Origin of the sequence: Kribbella sp. NPDC004536 (genome assembly GCF_042873835.1) — a bacterium.
GTDB lineage: Bacteria > Actinomycetota > Actinomycetes > Propionibacteriales > Kribbellaceae > Kribbella.
Window position 1 is genome coordinate 1,293,493 of sequence record NZ_JBIALY010000003.1, and the last position, 21,312, is coordinate 1,314,804.

23 protein-coding genes are annotated in these 21,312 nt (G+C 68.5%); 11 read left to right on the forward strand and 12 right to left on the reverse strand.

What is annotated here, in order from left to right:
- Nucleotides 1-22: 22 nt before the first annotated feature.
- From ACFYRU_RS31550 to ACFYRU_RS31565, 4 genes are all read left to right on the forward strand, one after another.
- Nucleotides 23-451 carry a cupin domain-containing protein gene (locus tag ACFYRU_RS31550; protein ID WP_387665248.1) on the forward strand — a complete coding sequence of 143 codons (429 nt, stop codon included), beginning with the start codon at nucleotides 23-25 and terminating at the stop codon, nucleotides 449-451.
- Nucleotides 448-822 carry a DUF1304 family protein gene (locus tag ACFYRU_RS31555; RefSeq protein ID WP_387665251.1) on the forward strand — a complete coding sequence of 125 codons (375 nt, stop codon included), beginning with the start codon at nucleotides 448-450 and terminating at the stop codon, nucleotides 820-822. Before ACFYRU_RS31550 ends, ACFYRU_RS31555 begins: the two co-directional genes overlap by 4 nt.
- Nucleotides 823-948: 126 nt before the next feature.
- Nucleotides 949-2,493, forward strand: a complete 1,545-nt coding sequence (locus ACFYRU_RS31560) for an alkaline phosphatase D family protein (protein ID WP_387665254.1) — start codon at nucleotides 949-951, stop codon at nucleotides 2,491-2,493.
- 144 nt (nucleotides 2,494-2,637) lie between these two features.
- On the forward strand, nucleotides 2,638-3,753 hold the full coding sequence (locus ACFYRU_RS31565) for a hypothetical protein (RefSeq protein ID WP_387665257.1): 1,116 nt from the start codon (nucleotides 2,638-2,640) through the stop codon (nucleotides 3,751-3,753).
- On the opposite strand, the gene ACFYRU_RS31570 is transcribed toward ACFYRU_RS31565, so the two are convergent.
- Together ACFYRU_RS31570 and ACFYRU_RS31575 are read right to left on the reverse strand one after the other, a co-directional pair.
- Nucleotides 3,754-4,362 carry an anti-sigma factor family protein gene (locus ACFYRU_RS31570; RefSeq protein WP_387665259.1) on the reverse strand — a complete coding sequence of 203 codons (609 nt, stop codon included), beginning with the start codon at nucleotides 4,360-4,362 and terminating at the stop codon, nucleotides 3,754-3,756. It lies immediately after the preceding gene.
- Entirely contained in the window at nucleotides 4,359-4,859 is a 501-nt protein-coding gene (locus ACFYRU_RS31575) for a sigma-70 family RNA polymerase sigma factor (protein WP_387665262.1), read from the reverse strand. The genes ACFYRU_RS31570 and ACFYRU_RS31575 overlap by 4 nt, the downstream gene beginning before the upstream one ends.
- Nucleotides 4,860-4,948: 89 nt before the next feature.
- On the opposite strand from ACFYRU_RS31575, the gene ACFYRU_RS31580 reads away from it, so the two are divergent.
- Nucleotides 4,949-5,458, forward strand: coding sequence for a hypothetical protein (locus ACFYRU_RS31580; protein WP_387665265.1), 510 nt, complete (start codon nucleotides 4,949-4,951; stop codon nucleotides 5,456-5,458).
- On the opposite strand, the gene ACFYRU_RS31585 is transcribed toward ACFYRU_RS31580, so the two are convergent.
- From ACFYRU_RS31585 to ACFYRU_RS31620, 8 genes are all read right to left on the reverse strand, one after another.
- Complete coding sequence (locus ACFYRU_RS31585) at nucleotides 5,452-7,485, reverse strand: beta-galactosidase (RefSeq protein WP_387665268.1); 2,034 nt, start codon at nucleotides 7,483-7,485, stop codon at nucleotides 5,452-5,454. The two genes, ACFYRU_RS31580 and ACFYRU_RS31585, sit on opposite strands and share 7 nt — an antisense overlap.
- 26 nt (nucleotides 7,486-7,511) lie before the next feature.
- Nucleotides 7,512-8,363, reverse strand: coding sequence for a carbohydrate ABC transporter permease (locus ACFYRU_RS31590; RefSeq protein WP_387665271.1), 852 nt, complete (start codon nucleotides 8,361-8,363; stop codon nucleotides 7,512-7,514).
- Entirely contained in the window at nucleotides 8,360-9,301 is a 942-nt protein-coding gene (locus ACFYRU_RS31595; protein WP_387665274.1) for a carbohydrate ABC transporter permease, read from the reverse strand. Before ACFYRU_RS31595 ends, ACFYRU_RS31590 begins: the two co-directional genes overlap by 4 nt.
- On the reverse strand, nucleotides 9,298-10,677 hold the full coding sequence (locus ACFYRU_RS31600; RefSeq protein WP_387665277.1) for an extracellular solute-binding protein: 1,380 nt from the start codon (nucleotides 10,675-10,677) through the stop codon (nucleotides 9,298-9,300). Before ACFYRU_RS31600 ends, ACFYRU_RS31595 begins: the two co-directional genes overlap by 4 nt.
- Before the next feature lie 79 nt (nucleotides 10,678-10,756).
- Nucleotides 10,757-11,773 (reverse strand): LacI family DNA-binding transcriptional regulator, encoded by a 1,017-nt coding sequence (locus ACFYRU_RS31605; protein WP_387665280.1) that lies wholly within the window; start codon nucleotides 11,771-11,773, stop codon nucleotides 10,757-10,759.
- 86 nt (nucleotides 11,774-11,859) lie between these two features.
- Nucleotides 11,860-12,387 carry a YbhB/YbcL family Raf kinase inhibitor-like protein gene (locus ACFYRU_RS31610; RefSeq protein WP_387665282.1) on the reverse strand — a complete coding sequence of 176 codons (528 nt, stop codon included), beginning with the start codon at nucleotides 12,385-12,387 and terminating at the stop codon, nucleotides 11,860-11,862.
- A gap of 16 nt (nucleotides 12,388-12,403) precedes the next feature.
- Entirely contained in the window at nucleotides 12,404-12,865 is a 462-nt protein-coding gene (locus ACFYRU_RS31615; RefSeq protein WP_387665284.1) for a nitroreductase family deazaflavin-dependent oxidoreductase, read from the reverse strand.
- Nucleotides 12,862-13,194, reverse strand: a complete 333-nt coding sequence (locus ACFYRU_RS31620; protein ID WP_387665286.1) for a PPOX class F420-dependent oxidoreductase — start codon at nucleotides 13,192-13,194, stop codon at nucleotides 12,862-12,864. Before ACFYRU_RS31620 ends, ACFYRU_RS31615 begins: the two co-directional genes overlap by 4 nt.
- On the opposite strand from ACFYRU_RS31620, the gene ACFYRU_RS31625 reads away from it, so the two are divergent.
- Both ACFYRU_RS31625 and ACFYRU_RS31630 read left to right on the forward strand, forming a co-directional pair.
- A complete protein-coding gene (locus ACFYRU_RS31625) occupies nucleotides 13,166-13,474 on the forward strand; it encodes a MarR family winged helix-turn-helix transcriptional regulator (protein WP_387665288.1) in 309 nt (102 codons plus the stop codon). The genes ACFYRU_RS31620 and ACFYRU_RS31625 overlap by 29 nt on opposite strands.
- Before the next feature lie 69 nt (nucleotides 13,475-13,543).
- Nucleotides 13,544-14,470, forward strand: coding sequence for an AEC family transporter (locus ACFYRU_RS31630; protein ID WP_387665290.1), 927 nt, complete (start codon nucleotides 13,544-13,546; stop codon nucleotides 14,468-14,470).
- 1 nt (nucleotide 14,471) lies between these two features.
- Here the strand turns inward: ACFYRU_RS31630 and ACFYRU_RS31635 are convergent, their stop codons facing one another.
- On the reverse strand, nucleotides 14,472-15,209 hold the full coding sequence (locus ACFYRU_RS31635; RefSeq protein WP_387665293.1) for a hypothetical protein: 738 nt from the start codon (nucleotides 15,207-15,209) through the stop codon (nucleotides 14,472-14,474).
- A 144-nt stretch (nucleotides 15,210-15,353) separates the two neighbouring features.
- On the reverse strand, nucleotides 15,354-17,918 hold the full coding sequence (valS, locus tag ACFYRU_RS31640; RefSeq protein ID WP_387665296.1) for a valine--tRNA ligase: 2,565 nt from the start codon (nucleotides 17,916-17,918) through the stop codon (nucleotides 15,354-15,356).
- A gap of 90 nt (nucleotides 17,919-18,008) precedes the next feature.
- On the opposite strand from valS, the gene ACFYRU_RS31645 reads away from it, so the two are divergent.
- The 4 genes from ACFYRU_RS31645 to ACFYRU_RS31660 all read left to right on the forward strand — a co-directional run bounded on the left by ACFYRU_RS31645 (nucleotide 18,009) and on the right by ACFYRU_RS31660 (nucleotide 21,311).
- Complete coding sequence (locus tag ACFYRU_RS31645) at nucleotides 18,009-19,385, forward strand: bifunctional folylpolyglutamate synthase/dihydrofolate synthase (protein WP_387665297.1); 1,377 nt, start codon at nucleotides 18,009-18,011, stop codon at nucleotides 19,383-19,385.
- On the forward strand, nucleotides 19,382-19,744 hold the full coding sequence (locus ACFYRU_RS31650) for a DUF4233 domain-containing protein (protein ID WP_387665300.1): 363 nt from the start codon (nucleotides 19,382-19,384) through the stop codon (nucleotides 19,742-19,744). The genes ACFYRU_RS31645 and ACFYRU_RS31650 overlap by 4 nt, the downstream gene beginning before the upstream one ends.
- 3 nt (nucleotides 19,745-19,747) lie before the next feature.
- Nucleotides 19,748-20,158, forward strand: a complete 411-nt coding sequence (ndk, locus tag ACFYRU_RS31655) for a nucleoside-diphosphate kinase (RefSeq protein WP_387665302.1) — start codon at nucleotides 19,748-19,750, stop codon at nucleotides 20,156-20,158.
- 136 nt (nucleotides 20,159-20,294) lie between these two features.
- Nucleotides 20,295-21,311, forward strand: coding sequence for a rod shape-determining protein (locus tag ACFYRU_RS31660; RefSeq protein ID WP_131291004.1), 1,017 nt, complete (start codon nucleotides 20,295-20,297; stop codon nucleotides 21,309-21,311).
- Nucleotide 21,312 lies beyond the last annotated feature (1 nt).

The window sequence follows — 21,312 nt, forward strand, 5'->3', positions numbered from 1 at the left end:
GGCACTTCCTACCGTCGCCGCTATGAGCGAATCAGTGCATCTCAGCAGCGCGGGCACCGGCGTCGAGTACGCCGCCCCCGACGCGACCGTGACCGTGAAGATCGGCACCGAGCACACCGGCGGGCAGTACGAGGTGTTCGAGATCGACGCACCGCGCGCCGACGCGGCACCGCCGCACCGGGAGTCGTGGAGCAAGGCGTTCTACGTCCTGCAGGGCCGGATCCTCGTGCAGGCAGAGGACCAGGGGTACGACCTCGGCCCGGGGGCGTCGATCAGCATCCCGGCCGGAACGCTGAACACCTTCTCGGTGCTCACGCCGGCGGCCAAGTTCCTGACGATCAGCCAGACCGGGCGAATGGGAGCGTTCTTCGCGGACCTCGCGGAGGCCGATCCCACGGACTACGTGGCGTTGGGGGAGGTTGCCGCGCGCCACGGCGTGGCGCTCCCATGAGGACGGCGGCGCAGGTCCTGGCGATCGTCATCGCGGTGCTGCTGGCCTCGGTCTGGTTGATGGAGTCGTTCTTCTACCGCCACCCGCGGCTGTATCCGATGTTCCTGCTCGAGCGCCGGGATTTCGACGCGGTGAAGCTGTGGATCGTGAACCTCGGCTTCTACAACCTCACGACCGCGGTCGCACTGGCGCTCGGCGTCGTACTCGCCCGGTCCGGCCATGTCCCGCAGGGCGAGGCGCTGGTCGCGTTCACGGCAGGGCAGCACGTGTTCCTGGCGCTCGTACTGCTCGCGACGGAGCGGCGGCTCTGGTTGAACACACTGCTGGAAGGGGTGCCGACGGCCGTGCTGTTGCTGCTCGTTCTGCTGTAGGAAAATTACCAAAACTGCGCAATCATGGGCACGGAGCACCACACACACTCAAGGTCCCCGAATGGTCACTGATCGTTCGGCCGCAGCGGGGGCCTACCGCCCTGAGTACCCGTGAAGGTGAGGCCCATGAGCCCAATCAGTCGCAGGACCCTCGTTCTCGGCGGACTCGCCGCGGCCGGTGCCGGCGCCCTCCCGGCCGCCGCACAGTCGTCGGTGATCACCGCCACCGCCGCCGTCCCGTACCCGTTCCAGCTCGGCATCGCGTCCGGTGAGCCGGACGCGAACAGCGTCGTACTGTGGACCCGCCTGGCACCGAGCCCGCTCAACGCGGACGGCCAGGGCGGGATGGCCAACACCGACGTACCCGTCGACTGGCAGGTGTCGACCACCGACACCTTCAGCACGCTGGTTGCCTCCGGTACGGTCACCGCGTCGTACGCCGCCGCCCACTCGGTGCATGTCATCGCGGGCGGGCTGAACCCAGACTCCGACTACTTCTACCGCTTCCGCGCCCAGGGCTTCATCTCGCCCGTCGGCCGGACCCGTACCGCGCCCGCGATCGGCACGAACGGCCGTGACCTGCTGATGGCGTTCACCTCCTGCTCGCACTACGAGGAGGGGTACTTCACGGTCTACCGGCGGATGGCCGAGGACAACCCTGGCTTGATCCTGCACGTCGGGGACTACATCTACGAGTACGGCACCACCGCTGGCCGGCCGCGCGCGTACGCCGGCGCCACCGAGATCGTCACGCTGGCGGACTACCGGCGCCGCTACGCGCAGCACAAGACCGACCCGGACCTCCAGGCCGCGCACGCGGCGGCGCCGTGGCTCGTCGTACCGGACGACCACGAGGTGGAAAACAACTACGCCAACATGGTCAGGGCGGACAGCACGCCGAGCCTCACCACGGCGCAGTGGACTGCCCGGCGCACCGCGGCGTACCAGGCGTACTACGAGAACATGCCGCTGCGGCCCGCGCAGGCGAACAGCGGGAACAGCATCCCGCTGTACCGCCGCTTGCGGTGGGGGAGCCTCGCGGTCTTCCATATGCTCGACACCCGGCAGTACCGCGACGACCAGGCCTGTGGCGACGGCTGGAAGATCTGCTCGGACGCGGATCTGGCGTCCCGCAGTCTGCCGGGCAACACGCAGGAGACCTGGCTGCTCGACGGTTTCAACCAGCACCTGGCGACCTGGGACATCATCGGCCAGCAGGTGTTCTTCGCCCGCCGGTTCAATTCGACCGGAGCGAGCATGGACTCCTGGGACGGGTACCGCGCTTCCCGTGCGCGGATCCAGCAGGGCTGGGTCGACCGTGGTACGCGCAATCCGGTCGTCCTCACCGGGGACGTCCACCGCGCGTGGGCCAGCGACCTCAAGGCCGACTACAACAATGCGAGCTCGGCGACGATCGGCAGCGAGCTGGTCAGCAGTTCGGTGACGTCGGGTGGCGACGGCGACGGGGCGACCGCGATCCCCGATGTCGGCACCAACCCGTGGCTGAAGTTCTACAACAACCGTCGCGGCTATGTCCGGACCACGATCAGCCCGACCCAAATGCAGGCAGACTTCCGCGCGGTCGCTCAGGTGAGTGAGCACGGCGCGGCGGCCACGACCGTGAAGTCGTTCGTCATCGAAGACGGCCGTCCCGGCCTGCAGGCGGTGTGACTCCTCATGAAGAAAACTCTTGCTACTGCTGCCCTGGCTGTTGCGTCCCTCGTCGCTGCGACTGCTACTGCGTCTGCGCACATTGCTACGCCGACTTGGACCACAGCGAACAGTGTCTCCACTGGTGACCAGGACAACGCGTCCGTGGCGACCAACCGGAACGGGTACATCGCCGTGGTTTGGGAGGACGACCGAGACACCGACAACGCGACCGACAACGTCCACAGCGAGATCTATCTGCGGCTCTTCCACAACGGCACCGCTGTGTACGAGAAGAAGCTGTCCGCGGGTGGTGACAGCGGTGTGACCAACTGGCGGCACCTGCACCCGGACGTCGGTCTGGACGACAACGGCAACGCTGTCGTGGTCTGGCAGGACGACCCGGACGGCAACGGGTTTTACAACATCCCGTACCGCGTCGTGAACACCGCCGGCACCGTCACCGCGTCCGGTAACGCCAACAGCAGCGCCACTGGTCAGCAGATCAACCCGCGTGTGGCTGTGGACCCGGACGGTGCACCTTCTGGTGGTGCAGTTGCGTTCACGGTCGCGTGGGAGGACATCCAGACCGGCGCACAGGCCACGGTCAAGGCCGCCGGTTTCACTGGTCCGACTACGCGCGCATGGGAGGTCTCGGCTTCCGCCACGACCGGCCAGCACCACAACCCGGACGTCGCTGTGTCAGCGTCCGGTGACGCTGTTGTCGTATGGGACGACGATGCCGACGGCAACGGGTACTACCAGATCGGCCTGATTCGCCTGGGCCGTACGAACGGCGCAGCCACGCTCTCGCGCCGCTCCGCGAACGCGTCGGGCGGTGGGCAACAGCAGCACGCCTCCGTAGCCGCAAACTTCAACGGCGACTTCGCAGTCGCCTGGGAGTCCGACCACACTGGTACTGCCGGCGTCTGGACCCGCTCGTTCACGCCAACCGGTACTGCGCGCTACGCCGACACCGAGGTCGCCGCAGGCGGTACTGCACCGTCGATCGGCATCGACGACCAGGCGCAGTCCGTGGTCGGCTGGACGGTGCAAGGCGCCGACCCGGACGTGTGGGTCCGCGGCTTCGGCACGGACGGTACGGACACCGGCCGTCTGTCCTCCCAGAAGCTCAGCTCCGTCACGACGGGCCGGCAGGAGCAGATGGTTGTCGCGGTCTCGCCGTACGCCGAAGTGGCCGTTGCCTACACGGACGACAACGACGGCAACACCTACGACCAGGTCATGCTCGGTACGGGAATCTCCAACAACAGCTGGTGATCAGCGGGTCGTCGGGGACACCGTACTGAGCACGGTGTCCCCGGCGTCGACCACCTCAAGATGGTCGATGTCCTTGAGCGGAATCGACGTACTGGCAGGGACCTGGGCCTGGTAGCTGCCGTTGGCTGCCCACCAGCCGGCCGTCTGGGTGGTGCCGTTCCGGCTGTGTACTACGAGCATGCAGCGTTCGTACGGCTTCAGGTCGGTCAGCCGGAGCTGGATGTCCGTACCCCAGCCCCGGCTGACCAGCTTGGCCGTGGTGTCGATACCACCGACGCCATCCGTGGCCGTCCAGGTAGCCGAGGCCGGTGCGGTCACCAGGCCCCAGCTGACGACACCCGTGACCGTGGCAGCCGACGCTGCAGCAAGAACCCATCGCTTGCGCGGCCGCTTCTTCTTGCTGAGCTGGAGCGGCGCAGGCTCCGGCGGAGCGATCTCGATGTCCTCCACCGGTACCGCATGTAGCAGGCCCGGCAGATGCGCGAACTGCAGCAACGTCTCGCGGCAGGCACTACAGGTGCTCAGGTGCTCCTCGACCGCGTGCCGTTCCGAAGCCTCCAGCGCACCGAGCACATAGGCGCCGATCGACGTCGTCTCCGGGCACGTCATGATCCGGTCACCCCCCTTTCCTCGAGCGCCGCCCGGAGCGCGTGCAGCGCGTAGTAGCTGCGCGACTTCACCGTCCCCGGCGGTACACCGAGGACGACGGCCGCCTCGTTCACGGTGCGCCGCCGGTAGAACAGCTCGACGATCACCTGCCGGTGGTCCTTGCTCAGCCCACGCAGTACGTCGATCACCTGCCAGACCTGCAGCACCCGGTCGATGTCGTCGCCGAGCGCCGGGAACTCGCGGTCGTCGATCGGTACCTCGGTCACCCGCGCGCCCTGCTTGCGGCGGCCGGAGATCACCAGGTTGCGCGCGACCGTGAACAGCCAGCGGCCGGCCCGGTCCGGGTCGAGCTCGCCGGCGTGCGCCCAGGCGCGCGTCATCGTCTCCTGCACGATGTCCTCGGCGTACTGCCGGTCGCCCACCGAGCGCAGTACGTACCCGAACAACGGCCGCCGGTACCTGTCGTACAACGCGCGGATCACCGTGTCGTCATCCACACCCCTCAACTACGTCCGGTAGCCGCGAACGGTTCAATCTGAACCGGCCGGCCGGATCGTGCGTATCTGCTGGACGAGAGGAGATCCAGATGAAAACCACGATCTTGTTGCTAGGAGCAACGGTGGCCGCGGTCGGCACGCTGGCGGCGTGCGGCGGCAGCAACAGCTCCACCCCGGCCGCCGGCGGTGGTGCCGCCGCGGCCGTCTCGGTGAAAGACGTCAGCGGTGTCGGTCAGGCACTCGTCGACGCCTCCGGGAAGACGCTGTACTTCGCCGACCAGGAGGCCGGCGGCATGCTGAAGTGCATGTCCGGCTGCCTGGACATCTGGGTGCCCGCAACCGGGACCGCCGCCGACGCGAAGGCCGTCAGCGGCCTCGGCACGACGAAGCGCTCCGACACCGGTGCCGAGCAGCTCACCTTCCAGGGCAAGCCGCTCTACACCTTCAAACTCGACAACAACGGCCAGGCCAAAGGCAATAACGTGACCGACAACTTCTCCGGCACGAGCTTCACCTGGCACGCCGCCACCACGTCGGGCGCGGCTCCTTCGAAGGCCCCGTCGTCCTCCGGTGGCGGCGGCTACGGCAACGGTTACTGATCCATCAGTACCCGGACATCCCATGGGCCGAGCTCCAGCTTGGCGCCGGCCGGCTGGTCCGCGAGTACGTCGTGAGCTGGACCCGGCAGGTTCACGCCGACACTGTCCCACGACCAGTTGTGGACGAACCGGATCCGCCGGCCGTCCGCAGCGGTCGCGGAGGTGACGGTCACGCTCGCCGGGACGTCGCTCCAGGGCGCCGGTTTGATCCACCGGAACAGGGCTGCTGCCAGCGACGGGTTCGGCACGGTGCCGACGTACGTGATCCTGCCGGAGCCATGCGCGCGCGTCGTGATCGCCGGCCACCTCCCGAAGTGCGGGTGGTCGTAGCTCGCGAGTACGTCGGCGCCGTCGGCAACCAACCCGTCGACCCAGCGCGTACCGGCCGCGTCGGCGCCGAGGTCCAGGCCGGCACCACGTACGGGTAGGTCCACGCTGATGTTGCTGAACTCGTCGTACCGGACACCGGCCGCCGCGGCGAGCCTGCCAGGCTGTACCTCCGTCCGGGCGCGGGCTTCCTCGTCGGCGTACCCGGTCCGCGGTCCGACGACCAGGTGCCCACCTGCCTCGGCGTATGCGACCAGCTGGTCGAGCAGGTCGTCGTCGGCCAGATAGAGCGCCGGTACGACAAGCACCTGATCGGCACCCGTGAACTGGCTCGTGTGCTTGATGCGTACCTGCAGACCGGCCTCGAAAGCCCCACGGTAGAAGGGATCGAAGAACCCCTGGTACGAACGCTCGTCCGGGCCGCCGTCCGCGCCCGCGAGAGCTGGGTACTTCTGCATCAGCCACTTGCTCGGCGTCGAGTACAGCATCGTCACGTCGCTGTCCGGGGTCAGTCCGGTGACCAGCGAGCCGGCCGCTTCGAACTCCGCGCCGAGCTGCGCGATCTCCGCGTACGTGCGGCCGGGCAGGCCGCTGTGGGGGAGCACGCCGCCCCAATACGTCTCCGTACCGAAGTGCAAGGTGTGCCAGTGCCAGTACTCGATCATCTTGGCGCCGCGCGACACCAGGGCCCACGCCGCCTGCCGCCACTGACCGTCGTACGCCGGGTGGTTGCTCCACGGGGCGCCGATCGCCTGCGCGTTCGTCTCGGTCACCAGGTACGGGCTCTGCTTCGACGAGTACATGCGGTCGGCGCTGAGGTACAGCGCCCAGGTCCCGTTGGTCGTCCAGCCCTGCGGTGCGACCTCCGTCTGTGGATGCAGCAGTCCGTCCTGCATGGCGTAGTACGGATTGCCGGCCGTGACATCGAGACGCTGCACCAGCTCGTCGTCCGCGACAGCAGGGCGCTCGTACGCGATGCAGGTCGTGACGAACTGGTCCGGGCGCGCGTACTCGCGGACGAGGTCCGCCTGCCACCCGATGAACTCGGTCGTCTGGTCCGCCTGGAACTGCCGCCACGCCACGTCGTACTGCGGCTGGACGTTGCCGTCCGGCGTCCACAGGTCGGCCCAGTCCGACAGCCTGTGCGACCAGTAGACCAGGCCCCATTCGTCGTTCAGCGTCTGCACATCGCCGTACTTGTGCCGCAGACTGTCGACGAACCGCTGGAAGACACCGTGGTTGTGCAGCAGCTCGTTGCCCGGCTCGTTGTCCACCTGGAAGCCGATCACGGCCGGGTGCCCGGCGTACCGCTCCGCGATCTTGCGGATCACCCGCTCGGCGTGGAACTTGAAGCCGGGATGGGTGAAGTCGACCTCCTGCCGTGCGCCCCAGCCGATCCGTTGCCCGGTCTTCCGTTCCCCGGTGATCTCCGGGTAGAGACGGACCAGCCACGGCGGTACGGCGTACGTCGGCGTACCGAGGACGGCCGCGATACCCCGGGCGTGCGCGCCGTCGAGGACGGGTTGCAGCCAGTCGAGGTCGAAGCGGCCGTTCTCCGGCTCCCAGGTCGACCAGACCGACTCGCCCACCCGGATCACCGAGAAGTGGGCGGCGGCCATCAGGTCGAGATCCTGCTCCAGCCGTTCGGTCGGCTGGTATTCGTGATAGTACGCAGCTCCGAAGAGCACACGCTCCGGCACGCGTTTCTCCAATGTTAGAAGGGTTTTCAGGCCTTGACCCCGCCGGACGCCAGCCCCGACTGCCAATAGCGTTGCAGCAACAGGAAGGCGGCGATCAGCGGGACGACGGACAGCAGGGATCCGGTGATCACCAGGGACAGCACGGCACCGGTCGTACCGCCGCCGGCGCCGGCCTGCGACGACCACGCGGCCAGGCCGACCGTGACCGGGTACAGATCGGGGTTGTTGAGCATGATGAGCGGCAGGAAGTAGTTGTTCCAGGTCGCGACGAGCGTGAACAGCAGCACTGTCACCACACCTGGCGCCAGCAGCCGCAGCGCCACCTGGAAGAAGATCCGGAACTCGCTCGCCCCGTCGATCCGGGCCGCCTCGATGATCCCGTCCGGCACCGCGTCCTGCGCGTAGATCCGCATCAGGTACAGGCCGAACGGGCTGACCAGCGACGGCAGGATGATGGCCAGCGGCGTGTTCACCAGCCCGGCCTTGCTGAACAGCAGGTACGTCGGGATCGCGAGCGCGGTGGTCGGCACCATGATCGCGCCGAGCACCAGCCCGAACATCGCCGAGTTGCCGCGGAACCGGTACTTCGCGAATCCGTAGCCACCGAGCGCGCACAGGAACGCCGCACCACCGGCACTGACCACCGAGTAGAAGACGGTGTTGCCCATCCAGCGGACGAACACGCCGCCGTTGTTCGTGAGGGTGTCGTGGACGTTGGAGAAGAACGAGAAGTCGTGCGCGAACCACAGCCCGAAGCTCGAGAACAGGTCCCCGACGTTCTTCGTCGACGCGATGAACAGCCAGAACAGCGGCAGCAGGAAGTAGATCACCAGCACGACCATGCACACGGTCAGCACGTTGCTGCGACGATCTGTCATGACCGGCTCCTTCTCGTGGTGACGAACAGGACGGCGTACGACGCGACGACGATGACTGCGCCGAGCAGGAACGAGACAGCCGCCGCGTAGTTCACTTCCTGACCCGTGAACGCGAGCGAGTACGCGTACAGGTTCGGGGTGTAGCCGCTGTCGATCACGCTCGGCGCGAGCCGTTGCATCAGCTGCGGCTCGTTGAACAGCTGGAAGCTGCCGATCACCGAGAAGATCGCGCACACCAGGAGCGCGGGTCGCAGCGCCGGGATCTTGATGCTCCAGGCGGTCCGGATCGCGCCGGCACCGTCGACAGCGGCCGCCTCGTACAGGTCGTGCGGCACCGCGCGCAGGGCGGCGTACAGGATGATCATGTTGTAGCCGGTGAACTCCCAGGTGACGATGTTCGCCAGCGATCCGAGCATCCAGCTCGAGGTGAGGAACTTCGGCGCGGGCAGGCCGAGATCGCCGGCGAGCTGCGAGAACGGCCCGAAGTCACGGCCGTACAGGTAGCCCCACATCAGCGCGGCGACCACACTCGGTACGGCGTACGGCAGGAAGACGCCCAGCCGGAACGCCTTGGCCGCGCGCAGCAGGCCGCTGTCGATCGCGAGCGCCGCCACCAACGCGACCACGAGCATGACCGGTACCTGGATGACGAAGAACAACGCGACCCGGCCGACGCCGTCGAGCAGCCGCGGATCGGTCAGCGCGCGGGTGTAGTTGCCCAGCCCGGCGAAGACCGTACCGCCGATCAACTTTTCCTGGAACAGGCTGAGGTACGCGGCGTACGCCAGTGGCAGCACCAGCATGGCGACGAACACCACCATGAACGGCGCAACGAAGGCGTAGCCGGTGGAGGTGTGGCCGACGCCACGCCTCCGCCGACGGGCCTCCCGGCGGCTCGGGGCCTGGACCTCGAGCCGCTGATCGGTCGTGACACTCATTGGTTGACCTTGAAGCCTTGGTTCTGCGCGTACTTCGTGATCCGGTCCTGCCACTGGTCGAGTGCGGCGCCGGTGTCGCTCTTGTTCGCGAACGACTTGCCGACCGTCTCGTTCCAGTCGTTGACCGCCTGGTCGAGGAACGGTGGCCACTGGAACTTGGTGTCGACCGTGTCGCTGATCCCGGCGAACAGCTTGTTCACCGGCTGGCCGCCGTAGAACGACAGCGGCTGGTCCACGTACGAACTGTCGGCCAGCAAAGCCTTCGTGACCGGGAACAGGAACTGCTGGGTCGCGAACAGCTTGGTGGACGCGGGATCGGTGTTGATGAACTCGGCCAGCTTCGCCGCCGCGATCGGGTTCTTCGTCCCTTGCACCACGGCCGTGGTCGAACCGCCCCAGTTGCCGGACGCGTTCTGGCCGGCTTCCCACTGCGGCAACGGAGCCGCCCGCCACTTGCCGGCGGTCGCCTTCGCGCTACCCGCCAGGAAGACCGGTCCCCAGGCGGCGGTGAGCCAGGTCGCGTACTTGCCCCGGTTCAGCGCCTGGTACCACGCGTCGTTGAAGTCCGCGTCGGCCGAGACGACACCGTCCTTGATCAGGCCGCCCCAGTAGGTGGCGAGCTTCTTCGACGCGTCGCCGTTCAGGTCGACCTTGACCGAGTCGGTGCTGGGCGTCTCGAACGGCTTCACCCCGGCCTGCCACAACAGCCCGAACCAGACTCCGGCCTGGCTCTGCGCGAGGTTCGTCATCGACACGTTCGGGTCCGCGGCGTGCAGCTTGCGGGCGGCCGCGGCGAACTCGTCCCAGGTCTTCGGTACGGCGATGCCGTACTTGTCGAAGATGTCCTTGCGGTACAGCATCCCCATCGGGCCGCTGTCCTGCGGTACGGCCCACACCTGACCGCCGGAACCGACGACCTGCTGCCAGGTCCACGGTACGAACTGGTCCTTCAGCGCCTCGGCGCCGTACGGCCGCAGATCCATCAGGCTCTTGGTCAGCGCGAACGTCGGGATGTACTGGAACTCGATCTGGACCGCGTCCGGGAAACCGGTGCCGGCCTTCAACGCCGTACGCAGCTTGGTGTACTGCGGGGTGCCCTGGCCGGCGTTGACCACCTTCACCTTGATCGCCGGGTACTTCTGCTGGAACAGGTCGACCTCCTTCTGGATGTTCGGCACCCAGGTCCAGAAGGTGAGTTCGGTCGGCGTGGACATCGCCTTGTCGATGTCGGACTGGCTGACGGTCTGTGCCGCGCTCGCGCCACCGGACGCGGAGCCACTGCCACCGCCGCCGCCACAGGCAGCGAGAACGAGGGCAGCGGCCAGGACGAGTGCGGTGCCGGCGGACGTGCGCCGGCGGATGCGGTTGATGAACATTGCGAACAACTCCTCGAATGGCAAGGCGGTGCCCAGGCACGGGCCTGTTCGGCGGCGTGCCTGACCAGGGGTACGGCGTTCAGTGCGCCGTGCGTGGTGCTGCGGTCGACTGACGGACGACGAGCCGGAGCGGTGGCGGCTGCGGGACGGGAGACCGGACGCCGGCCGGCGACTCGATCTCCGTGACCAGGTTGGCGATCCCGCGGGCGACGTGGACGTCGAAGTCCTGCGGGACCGTGGTGAGTGGTGGGGTCAGGTAGGCCGCCGACGGGATGTCGTCGAAGCCGACCACGCTGACGTCGCCCGGGACCGATCGGCCCGCCTCGGCGAGGGCCCGCAGTACGCCGATGGCCATGTCGTCGTTGGCGACGAAGACCGCGGTGACGTCGGGGTTCGCGGCCAGTTCACGGCCGGCCGCATAGCCGGAAGCCGGAAGCCAATCGCCTTCCAGGACAGGGGGTTCGGGCACGCCGGCGTCCGCGAGGGCCTGCCGCCAGCCGGCCAGCCGGTCCCGGGCCGCCCACCATCGTTGCGGTCCGGCGACGTGCCAGACCGTACGGTGCCCGAGGGCGAGCAGGTGCTCGGTGGCGGACCGGCCCGCGCCGAGGTTGTCGCCGCCGGTGTCGATGTTCGGCTTCGCGCTCAGCCCGGGGAACCGGCCGAAGCTGAGCACCGGGACGTCGACGTCGATCCGCACGCCGTCGCCGACGTCGATCGGCTCGGACAGGATGATGCCGTCCACGCCCTGCTCGAGCAGGTGCTCGACCACGTCCGCGATCGTGTCGCCTTCGAGCGTGTTGACGATGGTGACCGAGTAGCCGGTCGTCCGGAGCGTCTGTTCGATCGCCACCAGTTGGGTGGACGGGCCGAACAGCGCCGTACCGAGACACACCACGCCGATCCGCTTGGTCTTCCCGGAGTTGAGCGCCCGGGCGGCGTCGTTGCGGCGGTACCCGAGTTCGCGGACGGCGGCCTGGACCCGGAGCCGGACCTCCTCCTTGACGTACGGCTCCCCGTTCAGCACCCGGGACACGGTCTTCTGCGAGACGCCCGCGAGCCGCGCGACATCGATACTGCTCGGTTTAGCCTCGCTCATGTGTCCTCCGCTCTGACTGCGTAGTCAGAATGTGTCTACGTAGTCAGAACGTCAATGGCTCAGCGAGTGTGACGCAGGTCACAGTTCTAGCGGGAGTAGAGGACGGTCAGGCGGCCGTGACCGACGCTCTTCTCGCTGATCGCCTTCAGCGCCTCGTCCAGCTTGGCGCCGGCCGGGAGGCCGGTCGGCGCGGACAGTGCGTAGACGGCGAAGCGGTAGTGGTGCGTGCCGCTCGGCGGGCAGGGTCCGTAGTACGACGGTTTGCCGGCCGAGTTCCTCGCCTGTGTGGCCGGCGTCGTACCTTCCACAAGTGCTGTGGTCTTCGGGTCGAGATCCAGGACGACCCAATGGGTGAAGGTGCCGCTCGGCGCATCCGGGTCGTCGACCACGATCGCGAGCGCCTTCGCGTCCGCCGGGGTCCCGGTCCACGCCAGCGGCGGCGACGTACCGGCGCCGTCGCAGGTGTACTTGCGCGGAATCGTCCCGCCTTCGCGGAACGCCGTACTCGTCACCGTCATGTCGGCCGGTGTGGTCACGGCAGGCTCCTTCCCCGACCGACCGCTGCACGCAGCCGCGCTCATCAGCACGGCCGCCCACAACAGCAGTCGGCGCATGCGATCAACGTACTCCTCAGCCGCGGGTCACCAGGCGGATGAGCGGGAGTTCGCGGTCGGTCTTCTCCTGGTAGCCGGCGAAGCGGGGCGCGGCCGCGACGATCTGCTGCCATGCGTCGGCACGGTCGGCGCCGTGCAGCTGCTCGGCGCGGACGCCAACGGTTTCGCCGTTGACGTCGATCCGGACCTGGTCGGGATGCGCGGCGAGGTTGTAGTACCAGTCGGGATTGCCCGAGCCGCCCCAGGCGGACGCGATGATCAGCCGGCTGCCGTCAGCGGCCGGGATCCAGCTGAGCGGCGTCTGTCTCTCGACGCCGGACTTGCGGCCGATCGTGCGCAGTACGAGCATGTCGACCCCGCCGACCTTGCCGCGGCCGGAGCGCCGGATCATCAGCTTGATCACGCCGTTCATCCACTGCAGCGCCCGTCCTCTGGGCTGCCAGGCCCCGTGCGTGCCGGCCTGGGTGTCGAAGCTCATGCAGACTCCACTTCGCTGTGCACAGTGCGGTTCGTTCTGCCATCGTCGCCGTGTCCGAAGGGCTTGCCCTCGAGGTTGAAGCTCCACGAGATCGTCGGCGCGATCCGCAGGTAGGTGCCGGGACCGAACTGACCCTGGCGCTCGACCAACTCGGCCTCGCCGTAGATCCGAAGGTACCGGGGCACCCACGGGTCGGTCGACGGCAGGTCGTCGAGGATCACCGCGACCGTGGTGTTGCCCGCCTTCACGTTGCGGAACTTCCGCGTCTTCACCGGGCCGAGGCCGCCGATGAACAGGTGCGTGCCGTCGTACTCGTACCCGACCGGCACCGCCTCCGGCTGGGCCGAGCAGCTGGACACCGGTACCGGGCTGATGGACCGGATCGAGAAGCGTGGCTTCGCCAAGCGTTCCGCCGTACCGGGGGATCGGCGGCCGGTCCAGGTGACCTTGACCGCGGCCGGCCGGCGCGCGGCATCGGCGTTCCACAGCGACATGGGCGACGCGCTCGCGCGGCTGATCGACCCGATCCCGGCGGACGACCGCGAGCAGTTCCGCAGTACGGTCGAGGGCATCGTCATGAGGTGCCGTACGTCACCGTCCAGCGAGTGAGCTCCTCGGTTCCGGGGACAGCGTTTGCCCGTACGATCGCGTTCGTGTCCACCTGTCTGAGTTCCTGAGATGTCGGCCGTCATCGGCGCCTTCGCGGCGCTGGTCGCAGTGGCCGTTCTCGGGTATGTCGTGGGGCTCTTCGGTGTACTGCGCTCGCAGGACGAACTGGTCCTGTCGCGGCTGGCGTTCTTCGTGGCCACGCCCGCGCTGCTGTTCACCACCGTGGCGCGGGCCGATCTGAAGTCGATCTTCTCGGTGGTGCTGGTCACCAACCTGATCAGTCTGTTCGTGGTGCAGGCCGTGTTCCTGCTGGTCGCGGCGGTGATCTGGCGGCGCAGCCGGTCCCAGGCGACGATCGGCGTACTCGCGTCGTCGTACGTGAACGCCGGCAACCTCGGCGTACCGGTCGCCGCCTACGTGCTCGGCGACGGCGCACTGGTCGCGCCGATCGTGCTGTTCCAGGTGCTGATCATGGCGCCGATCGCGTTCGCCGTACTGGACGGCGACCGCCAGGGGAGCGGCCGCCGGGTCTCGCTGCGCACCATCGCGACCCGCCCGCTCCGCAACCCGCTGACGGTCGCGTCGCTGCTCGGCCTGCTCGTATCGCTGCTGGGCGTCCGGTTGCCCGACCCGGTGATGCGCCCGATCGACCTGATCGCCGCGGCCGCCGTACCGGTTGCCCTGGTCGCGTACGGCCTGAGCCTGAGCGCCGGCACCAAGGACTCGATCACGTTGCGGCGAGACGTAGTACTAGCCGTAGCCCTCAAGACCTTCGCCCAACCGTTGGTCGCCTATACGGTCGCCCGCTGGTTCCTGGACCTCCACGGCCCCGCCCTACTAGCGCCAACCCTCTTGGCTGCCCTCCCCACAGCCCAGAACGTCTACGTCTACGCCGTCCACTACCGAGCCAGCCGAACCCTAGCCCGCAGCGCAGTCCTCCTCAGCACCCTCCTCTCCATCCCAGTAATGATCCTCATAGCCGGCCTCCTCACCTGACTCAGCGCATGGCTTTGAAGGCTTCTTCGGCTACGGGGGCTACCTGGTCGACGTTGACGCCTTCGTTGGCGGACTGGGCGATGACGGTGAGGGTGTTGGAGCCTCGGTAGCACTGGGTGGGGAGGTTGCCGGCGGTTTCGATGCAGGTGGTGGAGCCGATCCGCTTGACCTTGTCGGCGCTCGCGCCGGAGTCGGCGATCACCTTGTCGATGTCGACGTGGCCGCGGAGCGCGATCAGTACGTAGAACCGGTCGCCGTCGAGGCTGCCGTACGCCTCGACCGTCACCTTCTTGCCGTTGTTGATCCGGCTCAGCGCCTCCCGCGTCTGGTCGAGCTGCGCCCGGCTGCGGATCTCCGGGTCGGTGATCCGGTCCAGGCCCGCGAGCTTCGCCGGCGGCGTGATCGACCGCTCCGCGTTCAGCCGGTTCAACGGGCCCAGACCCCACACGTACCCAACCACCGCCAGCACCGCCAACACCACAACAGCCCCACCCACAGTCACCCAAGGAGCTCGGGACCGCCGCGCCTTCTTCCCCTTCTCCTCCGTCACCACTCCGCCCGCACCAGCCGCACCAGCCGCATCGGTGCCCGCGGCGTCCGCTGCCGCAGGACCCGCGTCCGCCGCCCGGCCTGCTGCGCCTGTTGTCGGCTTGGGGTCGGCCGGGACGGGGGCGAGTTCGGCGGTGTCGTCGGACGGGGTGGTGGCCTTCGGGTCCGCCGGGGTGGTGGGGTCGGTCATCGGGGTGGCTCCTCGGACGTGCGGGTCGCGGGGTGCGGATGGTCCTGATGGTTCCACATCAGGACAAACCGACCTCGCAGGGTAGTCGAACGCGCAGATGCCCGCCTCCCGGACAGCCGGGAGACGGGCACCTGAGGTGTGGCCTCAGAGGGTCGCGACGACCTTGACGGCATCGGAGTCGTCCGCGTTCCAGACGATCTCGCCGGTGATCCGGCCGGCCGCGCGCAGGTCGGGCTCGGCGCGTTCGGCCAGCGAGAGCCGCGCGGCGGGGCCGGTGACCTCGACCTTGGAGACCTCGGTCTTCATCGACACCTGCGCCTCGGACTTCGCGCCGCGGATCCCGGCGAGCACCTCGGACACCGCGTCCAGGACCTCGGCCGGCTGGTCCGCCACCGTGAGGTCAGCCTCGGGCGTCGGCCACGACGACAGGTGGATCGAACCCTCCTGCCACCACGACCAGACCTCTTCGGTCGCGAACGGCAGGTACGGCGCGAGCAGCCGCAGCTGGACCGACAACGCCACCGCCAGCGCTGCCTTCGCGGAAGCGGCCGCGGCGTCGCCCTGGCCGCCGTACGCGCGCTCCTTCACCAGCTCGACGTAGTCGTCGCAGAACGTCCAGAAGAACCGCTCGCTCGTCTCGAGCGCCCCGGTGTAGTCGTACCGGTCGAACGCCGCCGTCGCGTCCGCAACGACCGACCGAAGCCGCTGCAGCATCGCCAGGTCGACCGGCTCGGTGACCGCGGCCGGGTCGGCGGCGACGACCGCCGACGGGTCGTCCTCGGTCGCCCCGAATCCGAGCACGAACTTCGACGCGTTCAGCACCTTGATCGCGAGCCGGCGCCCGACCTTCATCTGCGACTCGTCGAACGGCGAGTCCAGCCCCGGTCGCGCCATCGCCGCGCGCCAGCGGACCGCGTCGGACCCGAACTTCTCCAGGATCTCCGACGGCACGACCGCGTTGCCCTTGGACTTCGACATCTTCTTCCGGTCCGGGTCGACGACGAACCCGGAGATCATCGACCGCGCCCACGGCAGCGTGCCGTTCTCGAAGTGCGCGCGGACGACGCGGGAGAACAGCCAGGTCCGGATGATCTCGTGCGCGTGCGTGTTCAGGTCCATCGGGAACGTCCGGCCGAACAGGTCGTCGTCCCGCTCCCACCCGCAGACGATGTGCGGCGTCAGCGACGACGTCGCCCAGGTGTCCATCACGTCGGGGTCGGCCTCGAACCCGCCCGGCTTGCCGCGCTGGGACTCGTCGTACCCGCGCGGAGCCTGCGAGGTCGGGTCGATCGGCAGCTCGGCCTCGGACGGCATCAGCGGGTGCTCGTAGTCGGGCTCGCCGTCCTGGTCCAGCGGGTACCAGACCGGGAACGGGACGCCGAAGTATCGCTGGCGGGAGATCAGCCAGTCGCCGTTCAGCCCCTCGACCCAGTTCAGGTAGCGGTGCCGCATGTGCTCGGGGACCCAGGCGAGCTCGTTGCCGCGGTCGATGAACTCCTGCTTGAGGCCGGCGTCCCGGCCGCCGTTGGTGATGTACCACTGCCGGGTGGAGACGATCTCGAGCGGCTTGTCGCCGTTCTCGTAGAAGTTCGCCATCCGCTCGGTCTTCTTCGGCTCGCCGTCCAGCTCGCCGCTCTCGCGCAGCTTCTGGACGACCAGTTCCCGCGCGCTGAACACGGTCTTGCCGGCCAGCTCGCCGTACAGCTCGGAACCCTCGAGCCACGCCGGGGTGTCGCGCAGCAGCCGCCCGTCGCGGCCGATGACCGTACGGACCGGGAGCTGCAGCTCGCGCCACCACTGGATGTCGGTCTGGTCGCCGAACGTGCAGCACATCGCGATGCCGGCGCCCTTGTCCATCTCGGCGGCCGGGTGCGCGAGGACCGGGACCTCGACGCCGAACAGCGGCGACTTCACCGTCGTCCCGAAGAGGTGCTTGTACCGGTCGTCGTCCGGGTGGGCGATCAGCGCGACACAGGCCGGGATCAGCTCCGGGCGGGTGGTCTCGATGTACACCGGCCCGTCGGCGCCGTGGAACGCGACCCGGTGGTAGGCGCCCGGATACGGCCGGGGCTCCATCTCGGCCTGCGCGACCGCCGTCTGGAAGGTGACGTCCCAGACCGTCGGAGCCTCCGACAGGTACGCCTCGCCGCGGGCGAAGTTCCGCAGGAAGGCGCGCTGCGACGTCCGCCGGGAGTCCTCGGAGATCGTGGTGTACAGGTAGGACCAGTCGACGCTCAGGCCGACCTGCCGCCACATCGCCTCGAACGCGCGCTCGTCGATGTGCGTGAGCTCACCGCACAGGTCGACGAAGTTCTGCCGGGAGATCGGCAGCTGCTTCTTCGGGTCCGGCTTCGCCGGCGGGGTGAAGTCAGGGTCGTACGGCAGCGACGGGTCGCACTTGACGCCGTAGTAGTTCTGCACCCGGCGCTCGGTCGGCAGGCCGTTGTCGTCCCAGCCGATCGGGTAGAAGACCTTCTTGCCACGCATCCGCTGGTAGCGCGCGACGAGGTCGGTGTGGGTGTAGCTGAAGATGTGCCCGACGTGCAGCGACCCGGAGACCGTCGGCGGCGGCGTGTCGATGGAGTACACATCGGCACGCTCGGCGGTGCGGTCGAAGGCGTAGGTCTGCTGCTCCTTCCATACCGCAGCCCACTTCTCCTCGAGACCGTCGAGGGTGGGCTTGTCTGGAACGCGGGACATCTGGGTCATGCGCACAATGTTAGTGGTTGTCAAGGGGTGCTCCGACCGGTTATCCCTCTGCTGCCGCCCCCATCGCCCCCGCCTAGACTTGCTGTTCTGATGAGCAACCTCTCCTTCGCCGAGGTATCGGCACGGCTCCAGGCGCGCTGGCCGGAGCACAAGATCGAGCCCACCCTGGAGCGGGTGCGGCGGCTCGTCGAGCTGCTCGGCGACCCCCAGAAGGCCTACCCGGTGGTGCATCTGACCGGCACCAACGGCAAGACGTCGACCGCGCGGATGATCGACACCCTGCTGCGCGAGTCCGGCCTGCGGACCGGCCGGTTCACCAGCCCGCACCTGGAGAAGATGACGGAGCGGATCACGCTGGACGGCGAGCCGGTCAGCGAGCAGCGTTTCGTCGAGGCGTACGAGGAGCTTGAGCCGTACCTCGACGTGGTCGACGCCGAGCAGGAGCACCCGCTGACGTTCTTCGAGGCGATGGTCGGGATGGCGTTCGCGATCTTCGCCGACGCCCCGGTCGACGTCGCGGTGATCGAGGTCGGCCTCGGCGGCAGCTGGGACGCCACCAACGTCGCCGACGGCGCGGTCTCGGTGATCACGCCGATCGCGGTCGACCACGCGCACCTGCTGGGCGCGGACCCGGTCACGATCGCGGGCGAGAAGTCCGGCATCATCAAGCCCGGCGGCACGGTGGTGATGGCCCAGCAGAGCCTCGACGTCTTCGAGGTACTGCTCCGCAAAGCGGCCGAGGTCGGCGCCCAGGTCGCCCGCGAGGGCATCGAGTTCGGTGTCGTCAGCCGGACGCTCGCGGTCGGCGGCCAGGTCGTGTCGATGAAGGGCCTCGGAGCCGAGTACGACGAACTCTTCGTCCCGCTGCACGGTGAGTACCAGGCGCACAATGCCGCGGTCGCGGTTGCGGCCGTCGAGGCGCTGCTCGGCGCCAGCCCGGAGACCGAGGGGCGGGTCACGACCGAGCTGCTGCAGGCCGGCTTCGAGCAGGTCACCAGCCCCGGCCGGTTGGAGGTCGTCCGGCAGAGCCCGACCATCGTCGTGGACGCCGCCCACAACCCGCACGGCGCCGAGGCGACCGCGGCGGCGGTGTCCGAGGCGTTCCAGTTCCAGCCGCTGATCGGTGTACTGGGCTGTATGAAGGACAAGGACGTGTACGGCGTCCTCGAGGCGTACGAGCCGATCATGGAGACCGTCGTCTGCACCCGGAACAGCTTCGTCGAGCGCTCGATGCCGGCCGAGGAGCTGGGGGAGCTGGCCGCGGAGGTGTTCGGCGAGGAGCGGGTGCTGGTCCGGCCGCACCTGATCGACGCGATCGACGATGCGATCCGGCTCGCGGAGGAGGGCGCGGTCGCGCTCGGCAGCGGCGGCGTACTGATCACCGGCTCGGTCATCACCGCCGGCGAGGCACGGGCACTCCTGGTCCGCAAGCAGCGTGCCGAGAACCAGAAGGACGAGCAGCAGTGAGGTCGCTCGCCTCGATCGTGCTCGCGTTCGAGTCCGTCGTACTCGCCTTGGTCACGCCGGTGATGATCTCGATCGCGGACATCCGCCCCGCGGTGGCCGTCCCGACCTGCCTCGGCCTGTTCGTACTGGCGCTGCTCGCGGCCGGGCTGCTCCGCTTCCAGGCGGGGTACGTGCTCGGCTCGCTCGTGCAGGTCGGCGCCGTCGGTCTCGGCTTCGTCGTACCGGTGATGTTCGTGCTCGGACTCGCGTTCGCCGCCTTCTGGGTCGCCGCGATCGTCCTCGGCCGCCGGATCGAGGCCGCGAAGCAGGCTCGTGAGCAGTTAGAGTCAGCCGCCCCGACTACTTCGAGAGAGAGTTGACAGATGTCGCAGCGCACTCTGGTCCTGCTGAAGCCCGACACGGTCCGCCGCGGCCTGGTCGGCGAGGTGCTGGGCCGGTTCGAGGCCAAGGGCCTCACGATCGTCGCCATGGACCTGCGCACGATCGACGCTGAGCTGGCCGACCAGCACTACGCCGAACACGTCGACAAGGCCTTCTACCCGCCGCTGCGGGACTTCGTCACCAGCGGCCCGCTGATCTCGCTGGTGCTCGAGGGCGACGAGGCGATCGAGGTCGTCCGGGCACTGAACGGCGCCACCGACGGCCGCAAGGCTGCCCCGGGCACGATCCGCGGGGACCTGTCGCTGTCCAACCGGGAGAACCTCGTGCACGGCTCCGACTCCGAGGAGTCGGCCTCCCGCGAGATCAAGATCTGGTTCCCCGATCTGCCCTGAGCCCGCTGCGGACTGCAGGTGAGTGGACCGATACGATCTGTTCCTGGGCGGACCGTCGTGTCGGTCCACGGGCTGTGCGCGGGCGGCGCTTAGCCTGACGTGAGGTCGAGTGGGAGGTGCCGCGGTGGCGAACAGCATGCTCGGCCGCGACATGGCGGTCGATCTCGGGACGGCGAACACTCTGGTGTACGTACGTGGCCGGGGCGTCGTGCTGAACGAGCCGTCGGTGGTCGCGACCCGGACCGACGAGCCGCGCGAAGCGGTCGCGTTCGGGCACGAGGCGAAGAAGATGATCGGCCGGACGCCCGGCAACATCACCGCGATCCGGCCGTTGAAGGACGGCGTGATCGCCGACTTCGACGCCGCCGAGCAGATGCTGCGGTACTTCATCCAGCGCGTGCACCGCCGCCGCTACTTCGCGAAGCCGCGGATCGTGGTCTGCGTACCGTCCGGCATCACCGCGGTGGAACAGCGCGCGGTCCGCGACGCCGGGTACATGGCCGGTGCCCGCAAGGTGTACATCATCGAGGAGCCGATGGCCGCCGCGCTCGGCTCGAACCTCGAGGTCCGCGACGCCACCGGCAACATGGTCGTCGACATCGGCGGCGGCACCACCGAGGTCGCGGTGATCTCGTTCGGCGGCATCGTCACCAGCCAGTCGATCCGGGTGGCCGGCGACGCCATCGACAAGGCGATCGTGAACTACTGCAAGAAGGAGTTCTCGCTGCTGCTCGGCGAGGCCACCTCGGAGCAGATCAAGATGACCATCGGGTCGGCGTTCCCGACCACCGACGGCCCGGACAGCGAGATCCGCGGCCGGGACATGGTTTCCGGCCTGCCGCGCACCGTGAAGGTGTCCTCGGCCGACATGCGGCAGGCGATCGAGGAGCCGATCACCGCGATCGTCGACGCGGTCAAGGCGACCCTGGACAAGACCCCGCCGGAGCTGGCCGGCGACATCGTCGACCGCGGCATCGTGCTGACCGGCGGCGGCGCGCTGCTGAAGGGGATGGACGAGCGGCTGCGGCACGAGACCGGTATCCCGATCCACGTCGCGGAGAATCCGCTGGACGCCGTCGTGCTCGGTGCCGGCAAGTGCGTGGACAACATCGAGACCCTCAACCGCATCCTGGTCACCGACAACCGGCGCTGAG

Bases quoted from the DNA above. Each gene is read 5' to 3' on its own strand.
- ACFYRU_RS31615 (WP_387665284.1), bottom strand. From the start codon at position 12,865: ATGAGCTTCGACACCCAGGCCGGCACGCACGGGGCCTGGCAGCCCAGA.
- ACFYRU_RS31580 (WP_387665265.1), top strand. From the start codon at position 4,949: ATGAAAACCACGATCTTGTTGCTAGGAGCAACGGTGGCCGCGGTCGGC.
- ACFYRU_RS31660 (WP_131291004.1), top strand. From the start codon at position 20,295: ATGCTCGGCCGCGACATGGCGGTCGATCTCGGGACGGCGAACACTCTG.
- ACFYRU_RS31550 (WP_387665248.1), top strand. From the start codon at position 23: ATGAGCGAATCAGTGCATCTCAGCAGCGCGGGCACCGGCGTCGAGTAC.
- ACFYRU_RS31635 (WP_387665293.1), bottom strand. From the start codon at position 15,209: ATGACCGACCCCACCACCCCGGCGGACCCGAAGGCCACCACCCCGTCC.
- ACFYRU_RS31610 (WP_387665282.1), bottom strand. From the start codon at position 12,387: ATGCGCCGACTGCTGTTGTGGGCGGCCGTGCTGATGAGCGCGGCTGCG.
- ACFYRU_RS31590 (WP_387665271.1), bottom strand. From the start codon at position 8,363: ATGACAGATCGTCGCAGCAACGTGCTGACCGTGTGCATGGTCGTGCTG.
- ACFYRU_RS31600 (WP_387665277.1), bottom strand. From the start codon at position 10,677: ATGTTCATCAACCGCATCCGCCGGCGCACGTCCGCCGGCACCGCACTC.
- valS (WP_387665296.1), bottom strand. From the start codon at position 17,918: ATGACCCAGATGTCCCGCGTTCCAGACAAGCCCACCCTCGACGGTCTC.
- ACFYRU_RS31595 (WP_387665274.1), bottom strand. From the start codon at position 9,301: ATGAGTGTCACGACCGATCAGCGGCTCGAGGTCCAGGCCCCGAGCCGC.
- ACFYRU_RS31570 (WP_387665259.1), bottom strand. From the start codon at position 4,362: ATGACGTGCCCGGAGACGACGTCGATCGGCGCCTATGTGCTCGGTGCG.
- ACFYRU_RS31645 (WP_387665297.1), top strand. From the start codon at position 18,009: ATGAGCAACCTCTCCTTCGCCGAGGTATCGGCACGGCTCCAGGCGCGC.
- ndk (WP_387665302.1), top strand. From the start codon at position 19,748: ATGTCGCAGCGCACTCTGGTCCTGCTGAAGCCCGACACGGTCCGCCGC.
- ACFYRU_RS31555 (WP_387665251.1), top strand. From the start codon at position 448: ATGAGGACGGCGGCGCAGGTCCTGGCGATCGTCATCGCGGTGCTGCTG.
- ACFYRU_RS31630 (WP_387665290.1), top strand. From the start codon at position 13,544: ATGTCGGCCGTCATCGGCGCCTTCGCGGCGCTGGTCGCAGTGGCCGTT.
- ACFYRU_RS31560 (WP_387665254.1), top strand. From the start codon at position 949: ATGAGCCCAATCAGTCGCAGGACCCTCGTTCTCGGCGGACTCGCCGCG.
- ACFYRU_RS31605 (WP_387665280.1), bottom strand. From the start codon at position 11,773: ATGAGCGAGGCTAAACCGAGCAGTATCGATGTCGCGCGGCTCGCGGGC.